At 31.6% G+C, this 16,996-nt stretch carries 16 protein-coding genes; 12 read left to right on the top strand and 4 right to left on the bottom strand.

Annotation, left to right across the window (positions count from 1 at the left end):
- Positions 1–46 precede the first annotated feature (46 nt).
- The 3 genes from CSPT_RS07815 to nrfH all read right to left on the bottom strand — a co-directional run bounded on the left by CSPT_RS07815 (position 47) and on the right by nrfH (position 3,940).
- On the bottom strand, positions 47–1,456 hold the full coding sequence (locus tag CSPT_RS07815) for an aspartate ammonia-lyase (RefSeq protein WP_089183072.1): 1,410 nt from the start codon (positions 1,454–1,456) through the stop codon (positions 47–49).
- 283 nt (positions 1,457–1,739) lie between these two features.
- On the bottom strand, positions 1,740–3,422 hold the full coding sequence (locus CSPT_RS07810) for an ammonia-forming cytochrome c nitrite reductase subunit c552 (RefSeq protein ID WP_089183071.1): 1,683 nt from the start codon (positions 3,420–3,422) through the stop codon (positions 1,740–1,742).
- Between the two features lie 20 nt (positions 3,423–3,442).
- Entirely contained in the window at positions 3,443–3,940 is a 498-nt protein-coding gene (nrfH, locus tag CSPT_RS07805; RefSeq protein WP_089183070.1) for a cytochrome c nitrite reductase small subunit, read from the bottom strand.
- Positions 3,941–4,115: 175 nt separating this feature from the next.
- Here nrfH and CSPT_RS07800 point away from each other — a divergent pair, with 175 nt between their 5' ends.
- From CSPT_RS07800 to CSPT_RS07745, 12 genes are all read left to right on the top strand, one after another.
- Positions 4,116–5,084: a putative transporter gene (locus CSPT_RS07800; protein ID WP_089183069.1), complete on the top strand. Its 969-nt coding sequence runs from the start codon at positions 4,116–4,118 to the stop codon at positions 5,082–5,084.
- A 72-nt stretch (positions 5,085–5,156) separates the two neighbouring features.
- Positions 5,157–5,948 carry a M48 family metallopeptidase gene (locus tag CSPT_RS07795; protein WP_089183068.1) on the top strand — a complete coding sequence of 264 codons (792 nt, stop codon included), beginning with the start codon at positions 5,157–5,159 and terminating at the stop codon, positions 5,946–5,948.
- 4 nt (positions 5,949–5,952) lie between these two features.
- Positions 5,953–6,615: a 4Fe-4S dicluster domain-containing protein gene (locus CSPT_RS07790; protein WP_089183067.1), complete on the top strand. Its 663-nt coding sequence runs from the start codon at positions 5,953–5,955 to the stop codon at positions 6,613–6,615.
- A complete protein-coding gene (locus CSPT_RS07785) occupies positions 6,615–8,561 on the top strand; it encodes a proton-conducting transporter transmembrane domain-containing protein (protein ID WP_089183066.1) in 1,947 nt (648 codons plus the stop codon). The genes CSPT_RS07790 and CSPT_RS07785 overlap by 1 nt, the downstream gene beginning before the upstream one ends.
- 8 nt (positions 8,562–8,569) lie before the next feature.
- Complete coding sequence (locus CSPT_RS07780; RefSeq protein ID WP_089183065.1) at positions 8,570–9,487, top strand: respiratory chain complex I subunit 1 family protein; 918 nt, start codon at positions 8,570–8,572, stop codon at positions 9,485–9,487.
- Position 9,488: 1 nt separating this feature from the next.
- Entirely contained in the window at positions 9,489–10,136 is a 648-nt protein-coding gene (gene hyfE / locus CSPT_RS07775; protein ID WP_033916786.1) for a hydrogenase 4 membrane subunit, read from the top strand.
- A 3-nt stretch (positions 10,137–10,139) separates the two neighbouring features.
- Positions 10,140–11,606, top strand: a complete 1,467-nt coding sequence (locus tag CSPT_RS07770) for a proton-conducting transporter transmembrane domain-containing protein (protein WP_089183064.1) — start codon at positions 10,140–10,142, stop codon at positions 11,604–11,606.
- A gap of 9 nt (positions 11,607–11,615) precedes the next feature.
- Positions 11,616–13,355: a hydrogenase large subunit gene (locus CSPT_RS07765; RefSeq protein WP_089188630.1), complete on the top strand. Its 1,740-nt coding sequence runs from the start codon at positions 11,616–11,618 to the stop codon at positions 13,353–13,355.
- The gene (locus tag CSPT_RS07760; RefSeq protein WP_089183062.1) at positions 13,352–13,891 is read left to right on the top strand and encodes a formate hydrogenlyase complex iron-sulfur subunit; all 540 of its coding nucleotides are present in this window, start codon (positions 13,352–13,354) and stop codon (positions 13,889–13,891) included. Before CSPT_RS07765 ends, CSPT_RS07760 begins: the two co-directional genes overlap by 4 nt.
- A complete protein-coding gene (locus CSPT_RS07755; protein WP_089183061.1) occupies positions 13,888–14,715 on the top strand; it encodes an NADH-quinone oxidoreductase subunit B family protein in 828 nt (275 codons plus the stop codon). Before CSPT_RS07760 ends, CSPT_RS07755 begins: the two co-directional genes overlap by 4 nt.
- Entirely contained in the window at positions 14,709–15,083 is a 375-nt protein-coding gene (locus CSPT_RS07750) for a formate hydrogenlyase maturation HycH family protein (RefSeq protein WP_089183060.1), read from the top strand. Before CSPT_RS07755 ends, CSPT_RS07750 begins: the two co-directional genes overlap by 7 nt.
- A gap of 116 nt (positions 15,084–15,199) precedes the next feature.
- The gene (locus CSPT_RS07745) at positions 15,200–16,504 is read left to right on the top strand and encodes a hemolysin family protein (RefSeq protein ID WP_089183059.1); all 1,305 of its coding nucleotides are present in this window, start codon (positions 15,200–15,202) and stop codon (positions 16,502–16,504) included.
- On the opposite strand, the gene cheQ is transcribed toward CSPT_RS07745, so the two are convergent.
- The gene (cheQ, locus tag CSPT_RS07740; RefSeq protein ID WP_089183058.1) at positions 16,501–16,977 is read right to left on the bottom strand and encodes a cheVAW transcriptional regulator CheQ; all 477 of its coding nucleotides are present in this window, start codon (positions 16,975–16,977) and stop codon (positions 16,501–16,503) included. The two genes, CSPT_RS07745 and cheQ, sit on opposite strands and share 4 nt — an antisense overlap.
- Between the last annotated feature and the right edge of the window lie 19 nt (positions 16,978–16,996).

The following is a 16,996-nucleotide window of genomic DNA, read 5'->3' as shown; positions in this document are numbered from 1 at the left end:
TCCTTTTAAAAGCACGAAATTTAAATTTCGTGCCATATATTAATAATTATTTACCTGTATGATCCATATGTGGATTTAACATACTTTTTGGATCTAAAAGTTTATCAACTTCCTCTTTTGTTAAAAGTCCTCTTTCAATCGCAATATCTCCAACAGATTTTCCTGTTTTCAATGCTTCTTTTGCAATACTTGCTGAGTTTTCATAACCAATAACCGGATTAAATGCTGTTACTATACCAACTGATCCAAGAACTGATTTTAAGCAAGCTTCTGGTTTAGCTTCTAAGTGTTTGATTGCTTTATCAGCAAGTGTATTCATAGCATTTTCAAGTATTGTTATAGAGTTAAACAATCCATAAGCAATACCAGGCTCAAATGCATTTAACTCAAATTCACCTCTTTCAGAGCAAAGCATTATAGTTACATCGTTTCCTATAACTTCATAGCAAGCTTCGCCTACAACTTCACAAATTACAGGATTTACCTTTCCTGGCATAATTGAACTACCTGGTTGCATTTTTGGAAGCTCAATTTCACCTAATCCGCATCTTGGACCTGAGTTCATTAATCTTAAGTCGTTTGCAATTTTGCTTAGTCTAACCGCAGCTGTTTTTAAAGCCCCACTTACTTGTACAAAATCTGCTGTATCTTGTGTAGCAGCTATGAAATCATCAGCCGGTTTAAATTCGCTTCCTACTATTTCAGTTAGTTTTTTATGAACTACTTTTTTATAATCAGGATGGCAGTTAATACCTGTTCCTATAGCCGTTGCACCCATATTTAAGTATGACATATACTCTCTTGCTTTTGTGATTTGTTCTATACTACTTTTTATGTAAGTTGAAAATGCGTTAAATGTATTGCCAAGAGTTGTAGGAACAGCGTCTTCTAGCTCTGTTCTTCCCATCTTAATCATATCTTTATAATCTTTTGCTTTTTTATCTAGTTCGTCTTGCAAATGTTTCATAGCATTAAGAAGATCTGTTAATTTTGCATAAGCTGCTACTTTTATGGAGCTTGGATAAGTATCGTTTGTGCTTTGACCTAAGTTTGTATGATCGTTTGGATGAAGATATTTATACTCACCTTTTTTATGTCCCATACTTTCTAGTGCAACATTTGTGATAACTTCATTGGCATTCATATTTGTAGAGGTTCCAGCTCCACCTTGAATCATATCAACTACGAATTGATCACTAAATTCACCAGCTATTATTCTATCTGCAGCTTTAGCTATCGCATCGGCTTTATTGGCATCTAAGACTCCAACTTCTTTATTTGCTAAAGCTGCTGCTTTTTTAATTTGAGCAAAAGCTTTTACAAAAAATGGATAATCTCCAAATGTTCTTCCTGTCATATGGAAGTTATCAACTGCTCTAAAAGTTTGAACTCCATAATAAAACTTGTCATCGATTTCTAGTTCACCTATGAAATCGTGCTCTTTTCTTGTTGCCACGGTTTTCTCCTTGTATTAGTTTTGTTTATGTGTGAATTATACATCATAAAATATAAATATAAAATTAAAGAATTGATTTGAATTATTTAAGATTTTATAAGAAAGTAACAGTATTATAATCGTATGTAAATTCTAAATTTAGAACTATGATAGAAGAAAATATTATAATTTTTTATAACAATACAATTAATATGCTTAAAATAAACATAATATTTATAAGTAATTTTGTAGATATTTTAAATACTAATTACCCAAATTTTGGGTAATTAGTTTAAAAGGCAGTTTAGTCAAAATTTAAATTTTTAACTTTTTCATCTATTTTTAATAATTCAGCAGAAGGCTTACTAGCTGTTGGAGCTTTATGTGAAGTAATTTGCTCAGGAGTTGCAGGCTTATCAGCTATTTTTGTTAAATTTATGCTTACGCCATATTTTGAAAGTGCGTTTGCTAAATCAATTTGACCTTGTCTTGCGTATTCTTGGCATTGACCTATTATCCTAGCTGCTTCTTCTGGTGCATGGAATCCATAACTATTTTCACTAAATGCAAAATCCCATCTGATGTGAGCTTTTCTATGCATTTTTAGCGCATCTTTTAATACTTCACTAATAGCAGCTTTTTGCTCATCTGGATTTAAATTTACAAATTCAGAATGTTTAGCAAGTTCCCCTCTACCTGTTTTAATGTCTGCAATAAGTGATAAAAGAGAGTTTTCGCAATTTCTTAATTCATGAGCGTGGCGATTTTGTATAAATTCAATTCTACTAATAAGCTCTTTTTCATCTTGCATATGACAAGTTTTACAGCTTGCTGTGATATTTGCATAAGGGGTTTGAACCGTGTGATTTGTAACTTTCATAGCACCAACTCTTTCATAAGGCATATGGCAATCTGCACAACTTACGCCATTTCTTGCGTGAATTCCTGATGAGCTAAGTTCTGCTTCAGGATGTTGCATTTTTATTATAGATGCATCTGTTTGTTTGTGTTTATAATCAAATTTAAAACTTCCATTTTCAAAAGCTTCATCATAGTATTCATCAAACATTTCTATTTTAAATGGTTTGTCTTTTGGCCATTTTGACCATGGGAAAGTTAGAGTTGAGTCTTTTCCTTGGAAGTAGTATTCGACATGACATTGCATACAAACATAGCTTCTCATCTCAGCCCTGGTTGCTTTTAAGCCGGTTTTTACATCAGCTTCATAGCCTCTTTGAACCATTGCATTTACAAATGCAGGTCTTGTAACCCTTAAACTCATATCATCAGGATTATGACAATCAGCACAGCTACTTCCTAAATGTGAGCCTTTGATTGCATCTTCGCCGTGTTTGTTTGCAACCATTTTCATAACATCAAAGTATGGCATTGAGTTCATTTTTGTCCAAGCTGCTTTTTTTATCGCACCATTTTCTTTATCTACATCAAAAAAGCCCATTGGTCTATTTGCTGCTTCAACCGGATTTTCACTTAAATGATAATCAGGGTCATTTATGATAGCTGTTAAATGTCCTGTATGACAGTTAACACAGGCGCCTGGCTGCCCTTTAAATTTAGGAAGACCATGAGAGTTTAAATACCCTTTATCGTTTCTTTTTGTTTCTATTTGATCTATTTGTGAGTAGTAATGCAATCTTGGTCTATTGTAATCAACTGCAAAAGCATATCCATCCCAAAAAACAGTTGCAGCTGGCCATCTTATAAGTTTGCTATATGGCATAGAACCGGCAAACGGTGTCTCAAAGTTGATATCTCTCATAGCTATAAAACTATCAAATTGTGAAGGAAAATTTTTGCCCCATTTTTCTATATCTGGATCTAAGTCGCTAACTTTATGAAGCATCATAGGGTATTGTCTTTCTTCTGCTTTTTTCTCGCCAATATCTGCAAAAAGAGCAAACATAGCACCGCCTAATATAACTGCGATTAAAAACGCAATTGTAAAAAGTATTCCATTTTTTTTCATTTTATCTCCTAAATTTTTTATTAGTAATTGTGTGCATGACCAGCTGATCTATGGCAACTTACGCAGTTAAGCGGCTCATTTCCAGGAGCATCTGCTTTCATAGTTGCATCTATAGAATGTGCGGCATACTCTTTGTGACATGACATACAGTTGTTTTGTATGATTTTCTTGCTTTTTGGTGTTGCACTAAAAGAAACAGGATTATCTTTAAATGTAACAGCGTATCCGTGATGAAGCCCACTTTCTGCTTTCATCATCCATTTTCCTATGAAATCATGCGGAACATGACAATCATTACAGGTTGCGACATGTTGATGTCCACCTTTCATCCAGCTTTCATATACTTGATTCATAACATGGCAGTTTTTACAGGCTGCTGGATCATTACTCATATATGAAAATCCTTTGGCATACACAAATGTAAAAAGCCCATGTCCTATAACCACTCCAAAACTTATAACAAGAATTAAAATGGCAAAAAAAGATGGGCAGTTTTTGATTTTTTCTACTATACTCAAAAAACCTCCTTTGTAGATTTTTATTAATTTTGTATTGTATTATAATTTATTATAAAATTAATTGATATTAATCAATATTTTTTAAATTTAAACAACTAACAATGTAAATTTGCGATTAAATACAATATTTATAACAAAAATTGTAAAATTATAGTTTTTATTTTTAAGGAATTTAATGTTTCGTTCGTTTTTTGCAAATAAAAAGTGGTTATTCTGGTCTTATGGCGGTGGATTATTGCTTGTAATTCTTCTTTATGCACAAGTTCAGTGTAATGTAATGATAAATGAATGGTATAAAGACTTTTATGATATGATGCAAAATATCTCTAAACATACTATTGATGAGTATTGGGCACAGGTTAGAAGGTTTTTGTATATTGCAATGCCGTATGTTATAATCGCTACTTTGACTCAGTATTTTACAAGCATATACACTTTTAAGTGGCGTGAAGCTATGACATTTGATTATATAAATGAGTGGAGGGGTATAAAAAAAGATATAGAAGGCTCATCACAGCGTATTCAAGAAGATATTTATAGATTTGCAAAAATTGTAGAAAGCTTAGGTCTTATTTTTATAAAAGCTGTTATGACTTTAATAGCTTTTTTGCCTATACTTTGGCATTTAAGCGATGGACTTAATCTTCCCATATTTGGAGATACAAAAGGTTCTTTGGTTTGGCTTGCTTTGATTGTCTCAATTGGCGGTATAGTCGTATCTTGGTTTGTTGGTATCAAACTTCCAGGACTTGAATATAATAACCAAAAAGTAGAAGCAGCATTTAGAAAAGAGCTTGTTTATGCAGAAGATGATAAGAAAAATTATGGAGATATAAGCACATTAACCGAGCTTTTTACCGGACTTAGATTTAATTACCATAGGTTATTTTTGCATTATGGATATTTTAATATTTGGCTTTATTCTTTTGAGCAATTCATGGTTATAGTTCCACATCTTTTTATGGGAACTTCGCTTTTTAGCGGTGCTATAACTCTTGGTATTTTGATACAAGTTTCAAATGCGTTTTCGCAAGTTAGAGAAAGTTTTTCTATATTAGTAAGAAATTGGACAACTATAACAGAATTAAGGTCAATTCATAAAAGGCTTAAAGAATTTGAGTATAATATCAATTATAAACGATAATTTAATAAAAAATATTTGCTAAAGCTTTAAAATGTTAAAATATGAAAATTTGAAAATTTTAGGAACAAAATTATGAAAAAACTTATCATTGTTTTGCCATTTTTGATTTTATTATTTGTCGGATGCAGTAGTTCTACCAGTGCTGGAATGGTTGGTAGTGATAGAAAACAGTTATTTTTAATAAGCGAAAATGAGATGAATCAAGGTGCTAATCAAGCTTACTCAAAAGTTCTTCAAGATGCAAAATCAAAAAATGTATTGAACAATAATAATCTTACAACAAAAAGAGTAAGAGGTATAGCAAATAATTTAATATCTCAAGTTGGAGTTTTTAGGAAAGATGCGTTAAATTGGGATTGGCAAGTAAATGTTATAAATCAACCGATTTTAAATGCATGGTGTATGCCTGGTGGAAAAATAGTTGTTTATGATGGAATCATTACAAAGCTAAATTTGGATGATGATGAACTTGCTGCAATTATAGGTCATGAGATGTCTCATGCACTAAGAGAACATAGTAGAGAACAAGCAAGCAGGGATAGGATAAAACAACTTGGAATTTTTGCTATATCTCAATTTAGTGGAATTGGCGGAAATTTAGCAAATGTTGCAGCCCAGTATACTTTTGTCTTACCTTTTTCAAGGGAAAATGAAGTTGAAGCCGATAGAATGGGCATAGAACTTGCTGCAAGGGCTGGATATGATCCAAATGGTGCTGTTAGGTTGTGGCAAAAAATGGTTGCGGCTAGTAGCTCATCTCAGCCAGAGTTTTTATCAACTCATCCATCTCCGCAAAGCAGGATAGAGGATTTAAAAATAATAGCTAAAAAAATAGAGCCAATTTATAAGGCTAATAAAAGATGATAATATGTCAAAAATAAATAAATTTGTTATAACAAACCCAGAGTTATGTGTAGCTTGTAATGCTTGTATGAAAACTTGCGTAAAAAATGCTTATATCAGAGGAAGACTAGCTAAAAGTAGATTAGATGTTTTAACGCTTGATAGTGGGAAAATGCCAAATCAATGTAGGCAGTGTGATGATGCACCATGTGCAAATGTATGCCCAACTTCAACTCTTCGCATAGTAAATAACTGCGTTGAGGTTCATGAAGAACTTTGTATAGGTTGTAAGCTTTGTACTATAGCCTGTCCTTATGGGGCTATAGAAATAAATGGCGAAATTCAGCCATCTATCAAAGATGAGGCAGAGGTAAATTTGGAAGTTGGCTGTGTTAGTGGTTTAAAAAGTATAGCTTTAAAATGTGATTTGTGTAGTGGAAGAGATGATGGTCCAGCGTGTGTGGAAATTTGTCCAAAAGGGGCTTTAGTTTTTGTAGATCCTATAAACGCTGAGGCCAAATTTGGTAAAAAATTAAAAGCCGATATGAGTGGGTTTTTAAAGAAAATACTTCCGGATATTGATATACAAAATATACCAGTGGTAGAGCCAAAAAAGCCTAAGGTTGTAAAAGAAGCAACTGAAAATAAACCAGAAGAGCCTACTAAAAACAATAATGGAGAAAACTAATGCAAAATATATATTTACTACTTTTTTGTATTTCTATAGTATCGATTTTACTATATAAAAAACCATTATTATCTCAAAAAATAGGCTTTTTTGCAACAGCTTTAGTAACACTGTATGGTGCGATATATTTTTTTATAAATTTAAATCAAGTTATGAGTTTCGAACTTTGTGGAAAATTCATATCAAATCCCAAATTTAGACTAGAACCGCTTGGAAATTTCTTTAGTTTTGTTATATGCTTGATATCTTTTGCTGTATCGTTATATAGTATAGAATATGCTAAAAGTTATGTAAAAAAAGCAAATTTAGCGGTATTTACATCTTTATATAGTGCTTTTGTGTTATCAATGCTTTTGGTTGTAGCCAGTGATGGAGTTTTTTCATTTATGCTTTTATGGGAGCTAATGACGCTGATTTCTGCATTTTTGATTATGATAAATGAACAAAAAGATTCTTCAAGAAGTGTTATGATATATCTTGGTATATCTCAAATAGGTGCATTTTGTTTGATGATGGCACTTATTATAATGGGAAGTTTGGCTGGAACTTTCGAGTTTTCTAAATTTGGAAATTTAGAATTATCAACTTTTTCTTGTTTTGGTATTTTTATTTTACTTTTTATAGGATGTGCTTCAAAAGCCGGTCTTTGGCCTTTTCATGTTTGGCTTCCTTTAGCTCATCCAGCAGCACCATCAAACATCTCTGCTTTAATGAGCGGAATTATGATAAAAGTTCCGCTTTTTGCATTTATTAAATTTACATTAATGCTTCCTATATCAACTTATTTTGCATATATGTTAATATTTTTTGGAGCCATAGGCGCTGTTTTTAGTGTATTATATGCTGTATTTTCAAACTATTATAAAGTAGTTACTGCTTATAGTTCATCAGAAAATATCGGTATAATTTTTCTAGGTATTGGGGTAAGTTATTATGGGATTAGCCAAAATTTACCTTATGTAACTTTGATTGGTTTGATAGGTGTGCTTTTTCATATATTAAACCATAGTGTTTTTAAGTCACTTATATTTATGCTTTGTGGAAATATCTACCATGCAACGCATTCAAAAGATATGAATGATCTTGGCGGTCTTGGTAAAAAAATGCCAGTTAGTGCAACACTGTTTTTTATAGCCACACTTTGTGTTTGTGCAGTGCCGCCATTTAATGGCTTTGCAAGTGAGTGGATAATATATAAAAGTTTTATAGCAAGCGGTGCAAATAATGGCATTGGAGTTAGGTTTTTCTCAATGCTTGGTATAGTTGGATTGGGTATTGCTGGAGCACTTGCTATAATGGCATTTTCTAAAACTTTTGGAGTGATATTTTTAGGGTATGCCAGAAATGAAAATATAGCTCAAAATGCAAGAGAAGTTGGCAAGATAATGCTTTTTCCGCTTATACTTTTAGCCATTATAGCGATTTGTCTAGGTGTATTTATGATAGATGTTGTAAAAATACTTTTAGATGTTGTGGATTTTAGTATAAATTTAGGTGTAGAAAATTTATCAACAAAAGATTTTGTATTATTGCCGCTATTTTTAGTAGTATTATCTATATTTTGCATAATCCCATTTTTGCTTTTTGTGATATTAAAAGCAAACAATTCCCCACATAGAATATGCAAACCATGGGCTTGTGGTTTTATTTATAATAAATCAATGCAAACAAACTCAGATTCATTTACAGGAGATCTTAAAAAAGCACTTAGATTTTTATTTAAAAATAAGCGTGAAATTGAGATGGACGGATACTTTTCTAGGGTTAAATACACAAGTAAAATGTATGATTTAATATGGGATAATGCATATAATCCTGTTATTAAATTTTGTGTATTAGTAGCTGATAAGATCGGTATATTTCAAAATGGCAGAACAAATTTATATGCTGTTTATATACTCTTGTATCTTTGTTTGATGGTTGTTTTTGTGTATCACTATTTGTAAGGAAAAATATGGATTTTTTATTAATACTTTTACAACTTTTTAGTGCATTTTTAGTAGCGCCTTTATTTGATGGAATAGCTAGGAAACTTAGGGCTAAATTTCAATCCCGTATAGGACCAAATATCTTTCAAACATATTATGATATTTTAAAGTTGGCAAAAAGGGGCAGAACAAAACCAGAATGCTCAAGTTTGATATATCAAATTTCACCATATTTACTCTTTTTATCAAGCGCAATGATGTTTTGTTTATTGCCTGTTACTTATGGAGCTGATTCATATTTTGCCCGTATTTCAGATGTTTTGCTTTTTATATATCTTGCAGCTATGTTTAGATTTATTTTTATAATATCTGGTATAGATACTGGAAATGCTTTTGGGGCAGTTGGTTCAAGCAGAGAAGCTACCATTGGGGTATATTCTGAATGCATAGTTATAATGTGTCTTATTGTTGTAATGCTTGGCATTGGAACTTCAAATTTAGTAGAAATTTCAAATGCGATTAGAGCTGGTGAGTATGGATATTTCATACCATCTTTTGCTATAGCTTCAACTGCATTTATATGGATGATGTATGTTGAAACAGGCAGAAAACCTTATGATTTAGCAGAAGCAGAGCAAGAACTTCAAGAAGGAGTTTTAGGCGAATACAGCGGAAAAGACCTTTCTATAATGGGACTTTCTTTAATGCTTAAGCAGTTTAGTATGCTCGGGCTTTTTCTTGTTATTTTTGAGCCTTGGAATTTTGATAATCCGATATTAGCTCTGATAGTTTTTATATTGGAGATTGGAATTTTATATGTTTTAGTTGTTTTTATAGATAACTTTGGACCAAGATTTACTATGAGTAAGGGTGTGAGAAAAACTCTTATTTTTCCATTTGCGATAGCTTGTAGTGCTATTTTTTGTTTTATACTTGGAGTTTAGAATGGTAAATTTAATAAATATTTTAGCCATATTAATGATGATAACGAGCTTTTGTGTATTTAGCTTAAGAAAATATAATCAAAGTATAAAAATGTATGCTTTTCAAACGCTTATACTTGTTAGTATATTTGTATGTTTATATTTTAAATACGATGCAAAAGAACTTATAATATGGGCAATAACAGCATTTTTTATAAAAGTAGTTTTTGTTCCATGGTTTTTACTAAGACTTGTTAAAAGAATTGGCGTTATAAATGAAGTTGAGCCAGTGGGTGGATTTTTTATATCGCCAATCATCGCTCTTAGTTTTTCTTTGGCAGTTTCTATGATGTTATATAAGGTTTTCATGGAGTTTTCTATATTTAAAGAAAGTATTTCTATGTTTGGAGCATCTTTTATATTTATGATAGGCGTTTTTGGTTTTATACTAAGAAATTCTTTTATAAAGCAGATTTTGTCTTATTGTTTATTTGAAAATGGAATTCATCTTAGTCTAGCGCTTATGGCGTATAATGCCCATGAGATAGTTGAAGTTGGGATTTTAACAGATGCTGTATTTGCAGTCGTAATAATGGGAATTTTGGCTAAGAGGTATTACAAAATATATGAAACGCTTGATACATCTAAAGCTATAAATTTAAAAGGTTGATAAATGAATATTTTAGTTTTGATTTTGATTTTACCAGTGATATTTGGTGTAACTATGTTTTTTTCGCCTTTAAATTTTAAAGTTTTACAAAATTTACATATAGCATTTAATACTTTGATATCGGCTTTTTTATTATGTGCGGTTGGACTTGTTGTAAAAAATGACTATATTTCTTATTTTAATGAGTTTTTATTTTTAGATTCTCTTGGAGCTATATTTTTATCTTTGATTGCAATAACTGGCTTTTTAGTTAATCTTTACATGAGCTCATATATGAAATGGGAGATTGAAGCTGAGCATATAACATTACGCCAGTTAAAAAACTACTTTTCACTTACTTTTATTTTTACTTTCACAATGACTTTAAGTGTAGTTTGTAACAATATCGCATTTATGTGGGCAGCTATTGAGGCAACAACTCTATCTTCTGTATTTTTAGTTGCTGTAAATAAAGATAAAAAATCAACTGAAAGTGGATATAAATACATAGTAATATGCAGTATAGGACTAGCATTTGCACTTTATGCGACAATTTTGCTTTATTGTGCTGGCAACAATAACATTAGCGGCGATAGTATGCTTTTTACAAATTTACTTGAAAATGCTGAAAATTTAAATCAAGACGCACTTAAACTTATTTTTATATTTGCATTAATTGGCTTTGGAACAAAAGCCGGTCTTGTCCCAACTCATACTTGGCTTCCAGATGTCCATGCACAAGGGCCTGCACCAACTTCTGCTTTGTTATCTGGAATTTTATTAAAATGTGCAATGCTTGGTCTCATAAAGTATTATGCAATTGTTGGAAAAGGCATTGGATTTGATTTCGTGCAAACTATAATGGTTGTTTCTGGTCTTATTACACTTTTTGTTGCAGGATTTTTTCTTATACGTCAACACGATGTAAAAAGAATGTTTGCTTATCACTCTATAGTTCATATGGGCGTTATCGCATTTGGTCTTGGAGTGGGTAGTTTTATAGGTATATTTGCAGCTATTTTTCACTGCATGGCACATAGTTTTACAAAGGCTTTAGCGTTTTGCGTAACTGGAAATATGGCAAAAATTTATGGAACAAAAGATATGACTAAGATGGGCTCGATGATAAAAATAGCTCCACTTACAACTGTTTTGTTTGGTATATCAATATGCTCTTTGGTTGGTGTACCAGGATTTGCTATTTTTGTTAGTGAGTTTTGGATATTTAAAGCAGCTGCTTTAAATTCGCAATACATTTTAATGATTCTTTTTGCGATTGCTTTAGCTATTATTTTTATTGCAGATTTTTCGCACTTTTTTCTAGCTAGTTTTGGTAAGGTAAATGGCGAGGTAAAATATGCAAAAGAGATGACATTGGCTGAAAATTTACCACTTATTTTACTTGCTTTGCTAGTAATATCTTTTGGTATATGGCAGTTCGATGTTTTTATAGAACTAATAAATAACAGCGTAAAAATAATAATGCGTTAAGGAAATTTGATGAAATGTGATAAATTTATACAAGCACTAGAAACAAGAGTAAAAATTTTAGAGGTAACAAGACAATGCGAAGATCAAGTTACTGCTTTGGTAGAACTTAATGATTTGCCAGAAGCTGTTAGATTTATGTATTATGATATGGGCGGTTATCTTTCAACAATGGTTGCAAATGATGAGAGGTCTATAAACAAAAACTACGCTTTATATTATGCTCTTTCTATCGAGGGCGGAAAAATGAGCGATGAAGACGAAATAGCACAAGATGAGAAATGTTTTGTAACTATAAAAGCTTTAGTGCCACCTGAAAATCCAACTTATCCAAGTGTAACTCCATTTGTTCCAGCTTGTGTTTGGTATGAAAGAGAAGCTTATGATATGTTTGGGCTTGTTGCCGAGGGACTTCCTGATAAAAGAAGACTTGTTTTAAGCGATGATTGGCCAAATGATCTTTTTCCGCTTAGAAAAGATTCTATGGATTATAGATACAGACCTGATATGTTGGAACATCAAAATGAACCAGAATACGAGTTTTTAAGACCACAAGGTGCAAATGTTACTGATATTCCTCTTGGTCCGCTTCATGTTACGGCTGATGAACCAGGGCATTTTAGACTTTTTTGTGATGGAGATATGATAGTAGATGCTGATTATAGGTTGTTTTATCAACATCGCGGTATGGAAAAACTAGCAGAAAATAGAATGAATTATGATCAAATGGGTTATCTTGCCGAGAGAGTTTGTGGAATTTGTGGTTACGCACATGCAATAGCGTGTATTGAAGCTGCTGAAAAAGCTATAAATTTAGAAATTCCAGCTCGTGCTCAAGCTATAAGAGTTATATGTTCTGAGATAGAAAGACTTCATTCTCATCTTTTAAATATAGGCTTAGCCTGTGAGGTAACAGGAAACTATACGGCTTTTATGCATATATTTAGAATTCGTGAGTATTCTATGAAATTAGCAGAACTTGTAACTGGCGGTAGAAAAACTTATGGTAGTGTTGTAATGGGTGGTTTAAGACGCGACATAACTGGTGTAGAAATAAAAGAAAGCCTTAAAATTTTACAAACCATAGATACTCAAGTTGATGAAATTTGGGATGCTGTAATGGATGATAAAAGGCAGATAAAACGCTGGAAAGGTGTTGGTATACTTGATAAGCAAATAGCAAGAGATTTTTCAGCAGTTGGTCCAAATATAAGAGGAAGTGGCATAAAAAGAGACACCAGATACGATCATCCATATGATTTTTTTAAGAAAATTAAATTTGATGTAGCAGTTGAGCATGGTGGAGATGTTCTTTCAAGGCTTACTGTTAGATATAAAGAGCTAAAAAGCTCAGTTAGTATAATACGCCAGTGTTTTGAGCTAATGCCGCAAACTGCTATTATTGAAGATCCTAAACTTAGAATAAAACCTGAAAATTATGCACTAGCTTATGTTGAGGCACCAAGGGGTGAAAATGTTCATTGGATTATGCAAGGAAGTGCTCAAAAGGTGTATCGTTGGAGATGTAGGGCTGCAACTTATAACAATTGGCCAAGTTTGAGATTTCAGTTTCATGGGAATACAATAGCAGATGCTGCTCTTATAGTCTGTAGTTTGGATCCTTGTTATTCTTGCACAGAAAGAATAACTTTAGTAGATATAAAAACACATAAAACAAAGATTTTGACAAACAAAGATTTAAAAGAATTTTGTAAAACTTTAAAAAATAATCCTTTAAAGGATTTAAGATGATGAAACTTCTTGATATAACAGAAAAATATGGAAAAAGCACTCATAAATATCCATTTGAACCATATGAAGTAGCAAATAATTTTCGCGGAAGACCGCTTTATAAGTATGAGATTTGCATAGGTTGTGCAGCTTGCGGTATAGCTTGTCCGCCAAATGCTATAACCATAAAACTCAATAATGATAAAACAAAATTGATATGGGAATTTAATTGTGCTAGGTGTATATTTTGTGGTCGTTGCGATGAGGTTTGTCCAACTGGAGCTATAAGGCTTAGTGATGAGTTTGAATTGGCTGTTAAATTTGATAAATCAGCTTTAATTCAAAGAGGTGAACTTGAAGTAGAGTGTTGTGAAAAATGCGGTAAAGTTTTTAGCACAAAAAGACTTGTTGAGTATAGTTTTTTAAGACTTAGTAAAGCAAATTTAACACCAAAAAGGTTAGAAGATGCAAAAATGTATTTACACATATGTCCAGAATGTAAAAAAAATATGACTGTTGATAATTTTACTAAAACAAATGGAGCAGAGGTAAAATGAAAATTTATGAAGTTCCTCAAAATATAAAAGATGCAAATGCTCTTGAAGATAAATTAAAACTTCTTAAAATAATTGGTAGAAGTTTTAGCGTTTTTAGGATAGATTGTGGTAGTTGCAATGGCTGTGAAATAGAAACATTTGCTGCAATTACGCCTATGTGGGATCCTGAGAGATTTGGTTTTAAGCTAGTTGCAAATCCAAGACATGCAGATATTTTGCTATGTTCTGGTCCTGTTACAAGGCAGATGTATTACCCGCTTTTGCGAGCTTATGAGGCTGCTCCTGATCCAAAACTTGTAGTCGCTCTTGGTGCTTGTGGTTCAAGTGGCGGTATATTTTATGATTGTTATAGTGTTTTAAGCGGCGTTGATAAGATAATTCCTGTTGATGTTTATATACCAGGCTGTCCGCCACATCCTGCTAGTATTATTTATGGCTTAACTTCGGCTCTTGGTGTAATGGATCAAAAACTAAAAAAAATTAGTTTTGAAAAAGAAGAAAAAATGCCTTTAATTGTTGAAGATTCTGTGCTTGATAATATACTTTTTGAAAGAGATTTGTTGGTTCATGCAAAAAGGTTGATGAGTTATATTTTTGGTAGAAAGCTTTATGATAAGTATTTAGATGCTATAAAAGATAGTAAAGACCCAAAAGATCCAAAAGAAACAAAAAAATCTATCATAAAAGCAATGCAAAACGAAGAAGATCCTAGATATGCTGAGTGCTTGGGTATATTGCACAATGAAGTTTATATAAAATACATATCTTGCGAAGATGAAGACAAAATAGAGCTAAATAGTGCATTTGGTGCAGAAAAATGGTAGAAGTTCATAAACTTACAAAAAGACATCTTGATGGAGAAAAGATAAATACTAGTAAAGCTTCTCAGATAAAAATTTTTTCTACATGCATAGGACATGGTGTTGGAACTATAGATTTTAGTGAAAAAATTTTAGAAATAAGCGATGAGGAATATGAAAAAATTTTAAATTCGCCAAATGAATACATTAAATTTAAGATAGGAAATTTAAGTAGATATTTTGAAATTGAAATTTTTCCTGAACATGCTAAAAGACTTGTTGAAAATATGATAGATTGTAAATTTAAAGAAATTTTATCAAATTTACATGAAGGTTATTTGGTTTTAAGAAAAGATTTTGTTGGTATAAAACATACAAATTCTGGTTTTTAATTGCTAAATATTTTGTTTTAAATTTCTAAAATAAGTATAAATTATAAAAAATTTGATATAATAGTCGAAATTTTTTCAAAAAGGATGTTTAATTGGACCCCGAACACTCGGTTTTAATGTTAATATTAGCTGGAGTATTCATACTTATGAATGCTTTTTTTGTTCTTTCTGAGTTTGCTATAGTAAAAGTTCGTAAAACACGCTTAGAAGAACTTATAAAAAACAAAAACTCAAATGCAAAACTTGCCTATGAAATAACTAGATCTTTAGATACATATTTAAGTGCTACGCAGCTTGGTATTACTCTTAGCTCACTTGCCTTAGGTTGGATTGGTGAACCAGCAGTTTCAAGACTTATAGAAGGACCTCTTAAGGAATATTTTGGATTAGAAGGCGTGGTGGTTCATAGCGCTTCTTTTATTATCGCATTTACATTTATCACACTTTGCCATGTAGTTCTTGGCGAACTTGTTCCAAAATCAATAGCAATAGCACAAGCAGAAAAAGCTACTTTGTTTGTTGCAAAACCTCTACATATGTTTTGGATTGTTTTTTCTCCTGTTATCAAAATTTTTGATTTTTGCTCTAGTGTTATACTTAGAATTCTTGGCGTTAGAAGACCAAAAGAAAATGAAATAGCACATTCTGAAGAAGAGATAAAAAGTATCGTTAGTGAGAGTTTTAAAGGCGGTGTTATAGACTCAATGGAGAGCGAGATTATAAAAAATGCGTTTGATTTTAGTGATACTGTTGCAAAGGAGATAATGACGCCTAGAAAAGATATGGTTTGTTTAAATAAACAGAAAAGCTATGAAGAAAATTTAAAGGCAATAGCTGAGTTTAAATACACTCGCTATCCATATATAGATGGTAGCAAAGATGTAGTTTTGGGAATGATACATGTTAGAGATATTTTGCAAAAAGGCATCATTCCAAACAATAAAATTGACTTTGATTCTATAGTTAGAAAATTTCTTATCGTTCCAGAAAGCTCATCTATATCAAAAATTTTAGTTATGATGAATAAAGAAAGAATTTCGGCATCTTTAGTTATCGATGAGTATGGCGGAACTGCTGGGCTTCTTACAATGGAAGATATTATTGAAGAGTTAGTTGGCGATATAAACGATGAGCATGATGATAAAAATTTAAATTATAAAAAAATTAGCGATGAGATTTATGAATTTAACGGAAGATATGAGATTGAAGATATAGAAGAGTTGCTAGATATTAAGTTTGATGATGATTTAGAACAACTTACGATAGGCGGATATGTAACAAGCTTATTTGAAAGATTGCCTATGGTTGGTGATAAAATAGAAGATATTAATTGTATGTATGAGATAACAAAAATGGAACAAAACAGCGTAAAAACTGTAAAAGTTACTAAAAAAATTTATGAAGATGATGAGGATAATTAATAGTATCCCAAGCACAAAGTATCTGAAATTTTGATACGCTTTTCAAATGGAGTAGGTGAGAAAAATTTGCATTTTTCTATGTATATTATGAAGTTATAGTTTAAATTTAAATCATCATAAAATTTTTTTAAATTTACAAATTTAATTCCAGATATTTCGGATATTTCAAGCATATCATAAATTTTAGATCCATTTGATTTTGTTAAATGAGAACTTGGCAATCCAGTAAAAGAACAAAATGTACTAGAAAGCACAAGCCCATCTAAATTTGTGCATTTTTGTACCGCACTTATGTATTTTTGCGGTATACTCTCTTTTAGTAAAAAAGAAACTCTTGAGTTTTCAAATTTTCCTACCACTATATTTTTCCAAAAAAGATAAGCATTTGATGATATGTTGGCTATCTTTGAAAATTCTGTATTTAATATATATCCATTTAGAAAATTATTTGGTGCTATTGTGATTTTTAACATTTTATTCCTTAAAGATTTA

The sequence above is a fragment of the Campylobacter sputorum subsp. sputorum genome (genome assembly GCF_008245005.1).
Classification (GTDB): Bacteria; Campylobacterota; Campylobacteria; order Campylobacterales; family Campylobacteraceae; genus Campylobacter_F; species Campylobacter_F sputorum.
This window is presented reverse-complemented; position numbering and strand designations above follow the sequence as displayed.

Excerpts from the sequence above, each read along its gene's own strand:
- CSPT_RS07810 (WP_089183071.1), bottom strand. The coding sequence starts at position 3,422 with ATGAAAAAAAATGGAATACTTTTTACAATTGCGTTTTTAATCGCAGTT.
- CSPT_RS07800 (WP_089183069.1), top strand. The coding sequence starts at position 4,116 with ATGTTTCGTTCGTTTTTTGCAAATAAAAAGTGGTTATTCTGGTCTTAT.
- CSPT_RS07795 (WP_089183068.1), top strand. The coding sequence starts at position 5,157 with ATGAAAAAACTTATCATTGTTTTGCCATTTTTGATTTTATTATTTGTC.
- CSPT_RS07790 (WP_089183067.1), top strand. The coding sequence starts at position 5,953 with ATGTCAAAAATAAATAAATTTGTTATAACAAACCCAGAGTTATGTGTA.
- CSPT_RS07785 (WP_089183066.1), top strand. The coding sequence starts at position 6,615 with ATGCAAAATATATATTTACTACTTTTTTGTATTTCTATAGTATCGATT.
- CSPT_RS07780 (WP_089183065.1), top strand. The coding sequence starts at position 8,570 with ATGGATTTTTTATTAATACTTTTACAACTTTTTAGTGCATTTTTAGTA.
- hyfE (WP_033916786.1), top strand. The coding sequence starts at position 9,489 with ATGGTAAATTTAATAAATATTTTAGCCATATTAATGATGATAACGAGC.
- CSPT_RS07770 (WP_089183064.1), top strand. The coding sequence starts at position 10,140 with ATGAATATTTTAGTTTTGATTTTGATTTTACCAGTGATATTTGGTGTA.
- CSPT_RS07765 (WP_089188630.1), top strand. The coding sequence starts at position 11,616 with ATGAAATGTGATAAATTTATACAAGCACTAGAAACAAGAGTAAAAATT.
- CSPT_RS07760 (WP_089183062.1), top strand. The coding sequence starts at position 13,352 with ATGATGAAACTTCTTGATATAACAGAAAAATATGGAAAAAGCACTCAT.
- CSPT_RS07755 (WP_089183061.1), top strand. The coding sequence starts at position 13,888 with ATGAAAATTTATGAAGTTCCTCAAAATATAAAAGATGCAAATGCTCTT.
- CSPT_RS07750 (WP_089183060.1), top strand. The coding sequence starts at position 14,709 with ATGGTAGAAGTTCATAAACTTACAAAAAGACATCTTGATGGAGAAAAG.
- CSPT_RS07745 (WP_089183059.1), top strand. The coding sequence starts at position 15,200 with ATGTTAATATTAGCTGGAGTATTCATACTTATGAATGCTTTTTTTGTT.
- cheQ (WP_089183058.1), bottom strand. The coding sequence starts at position 16,977 with ATGTTAAAAATCACAATAGCACCAAATAATTTTCTAAATGGATATATA.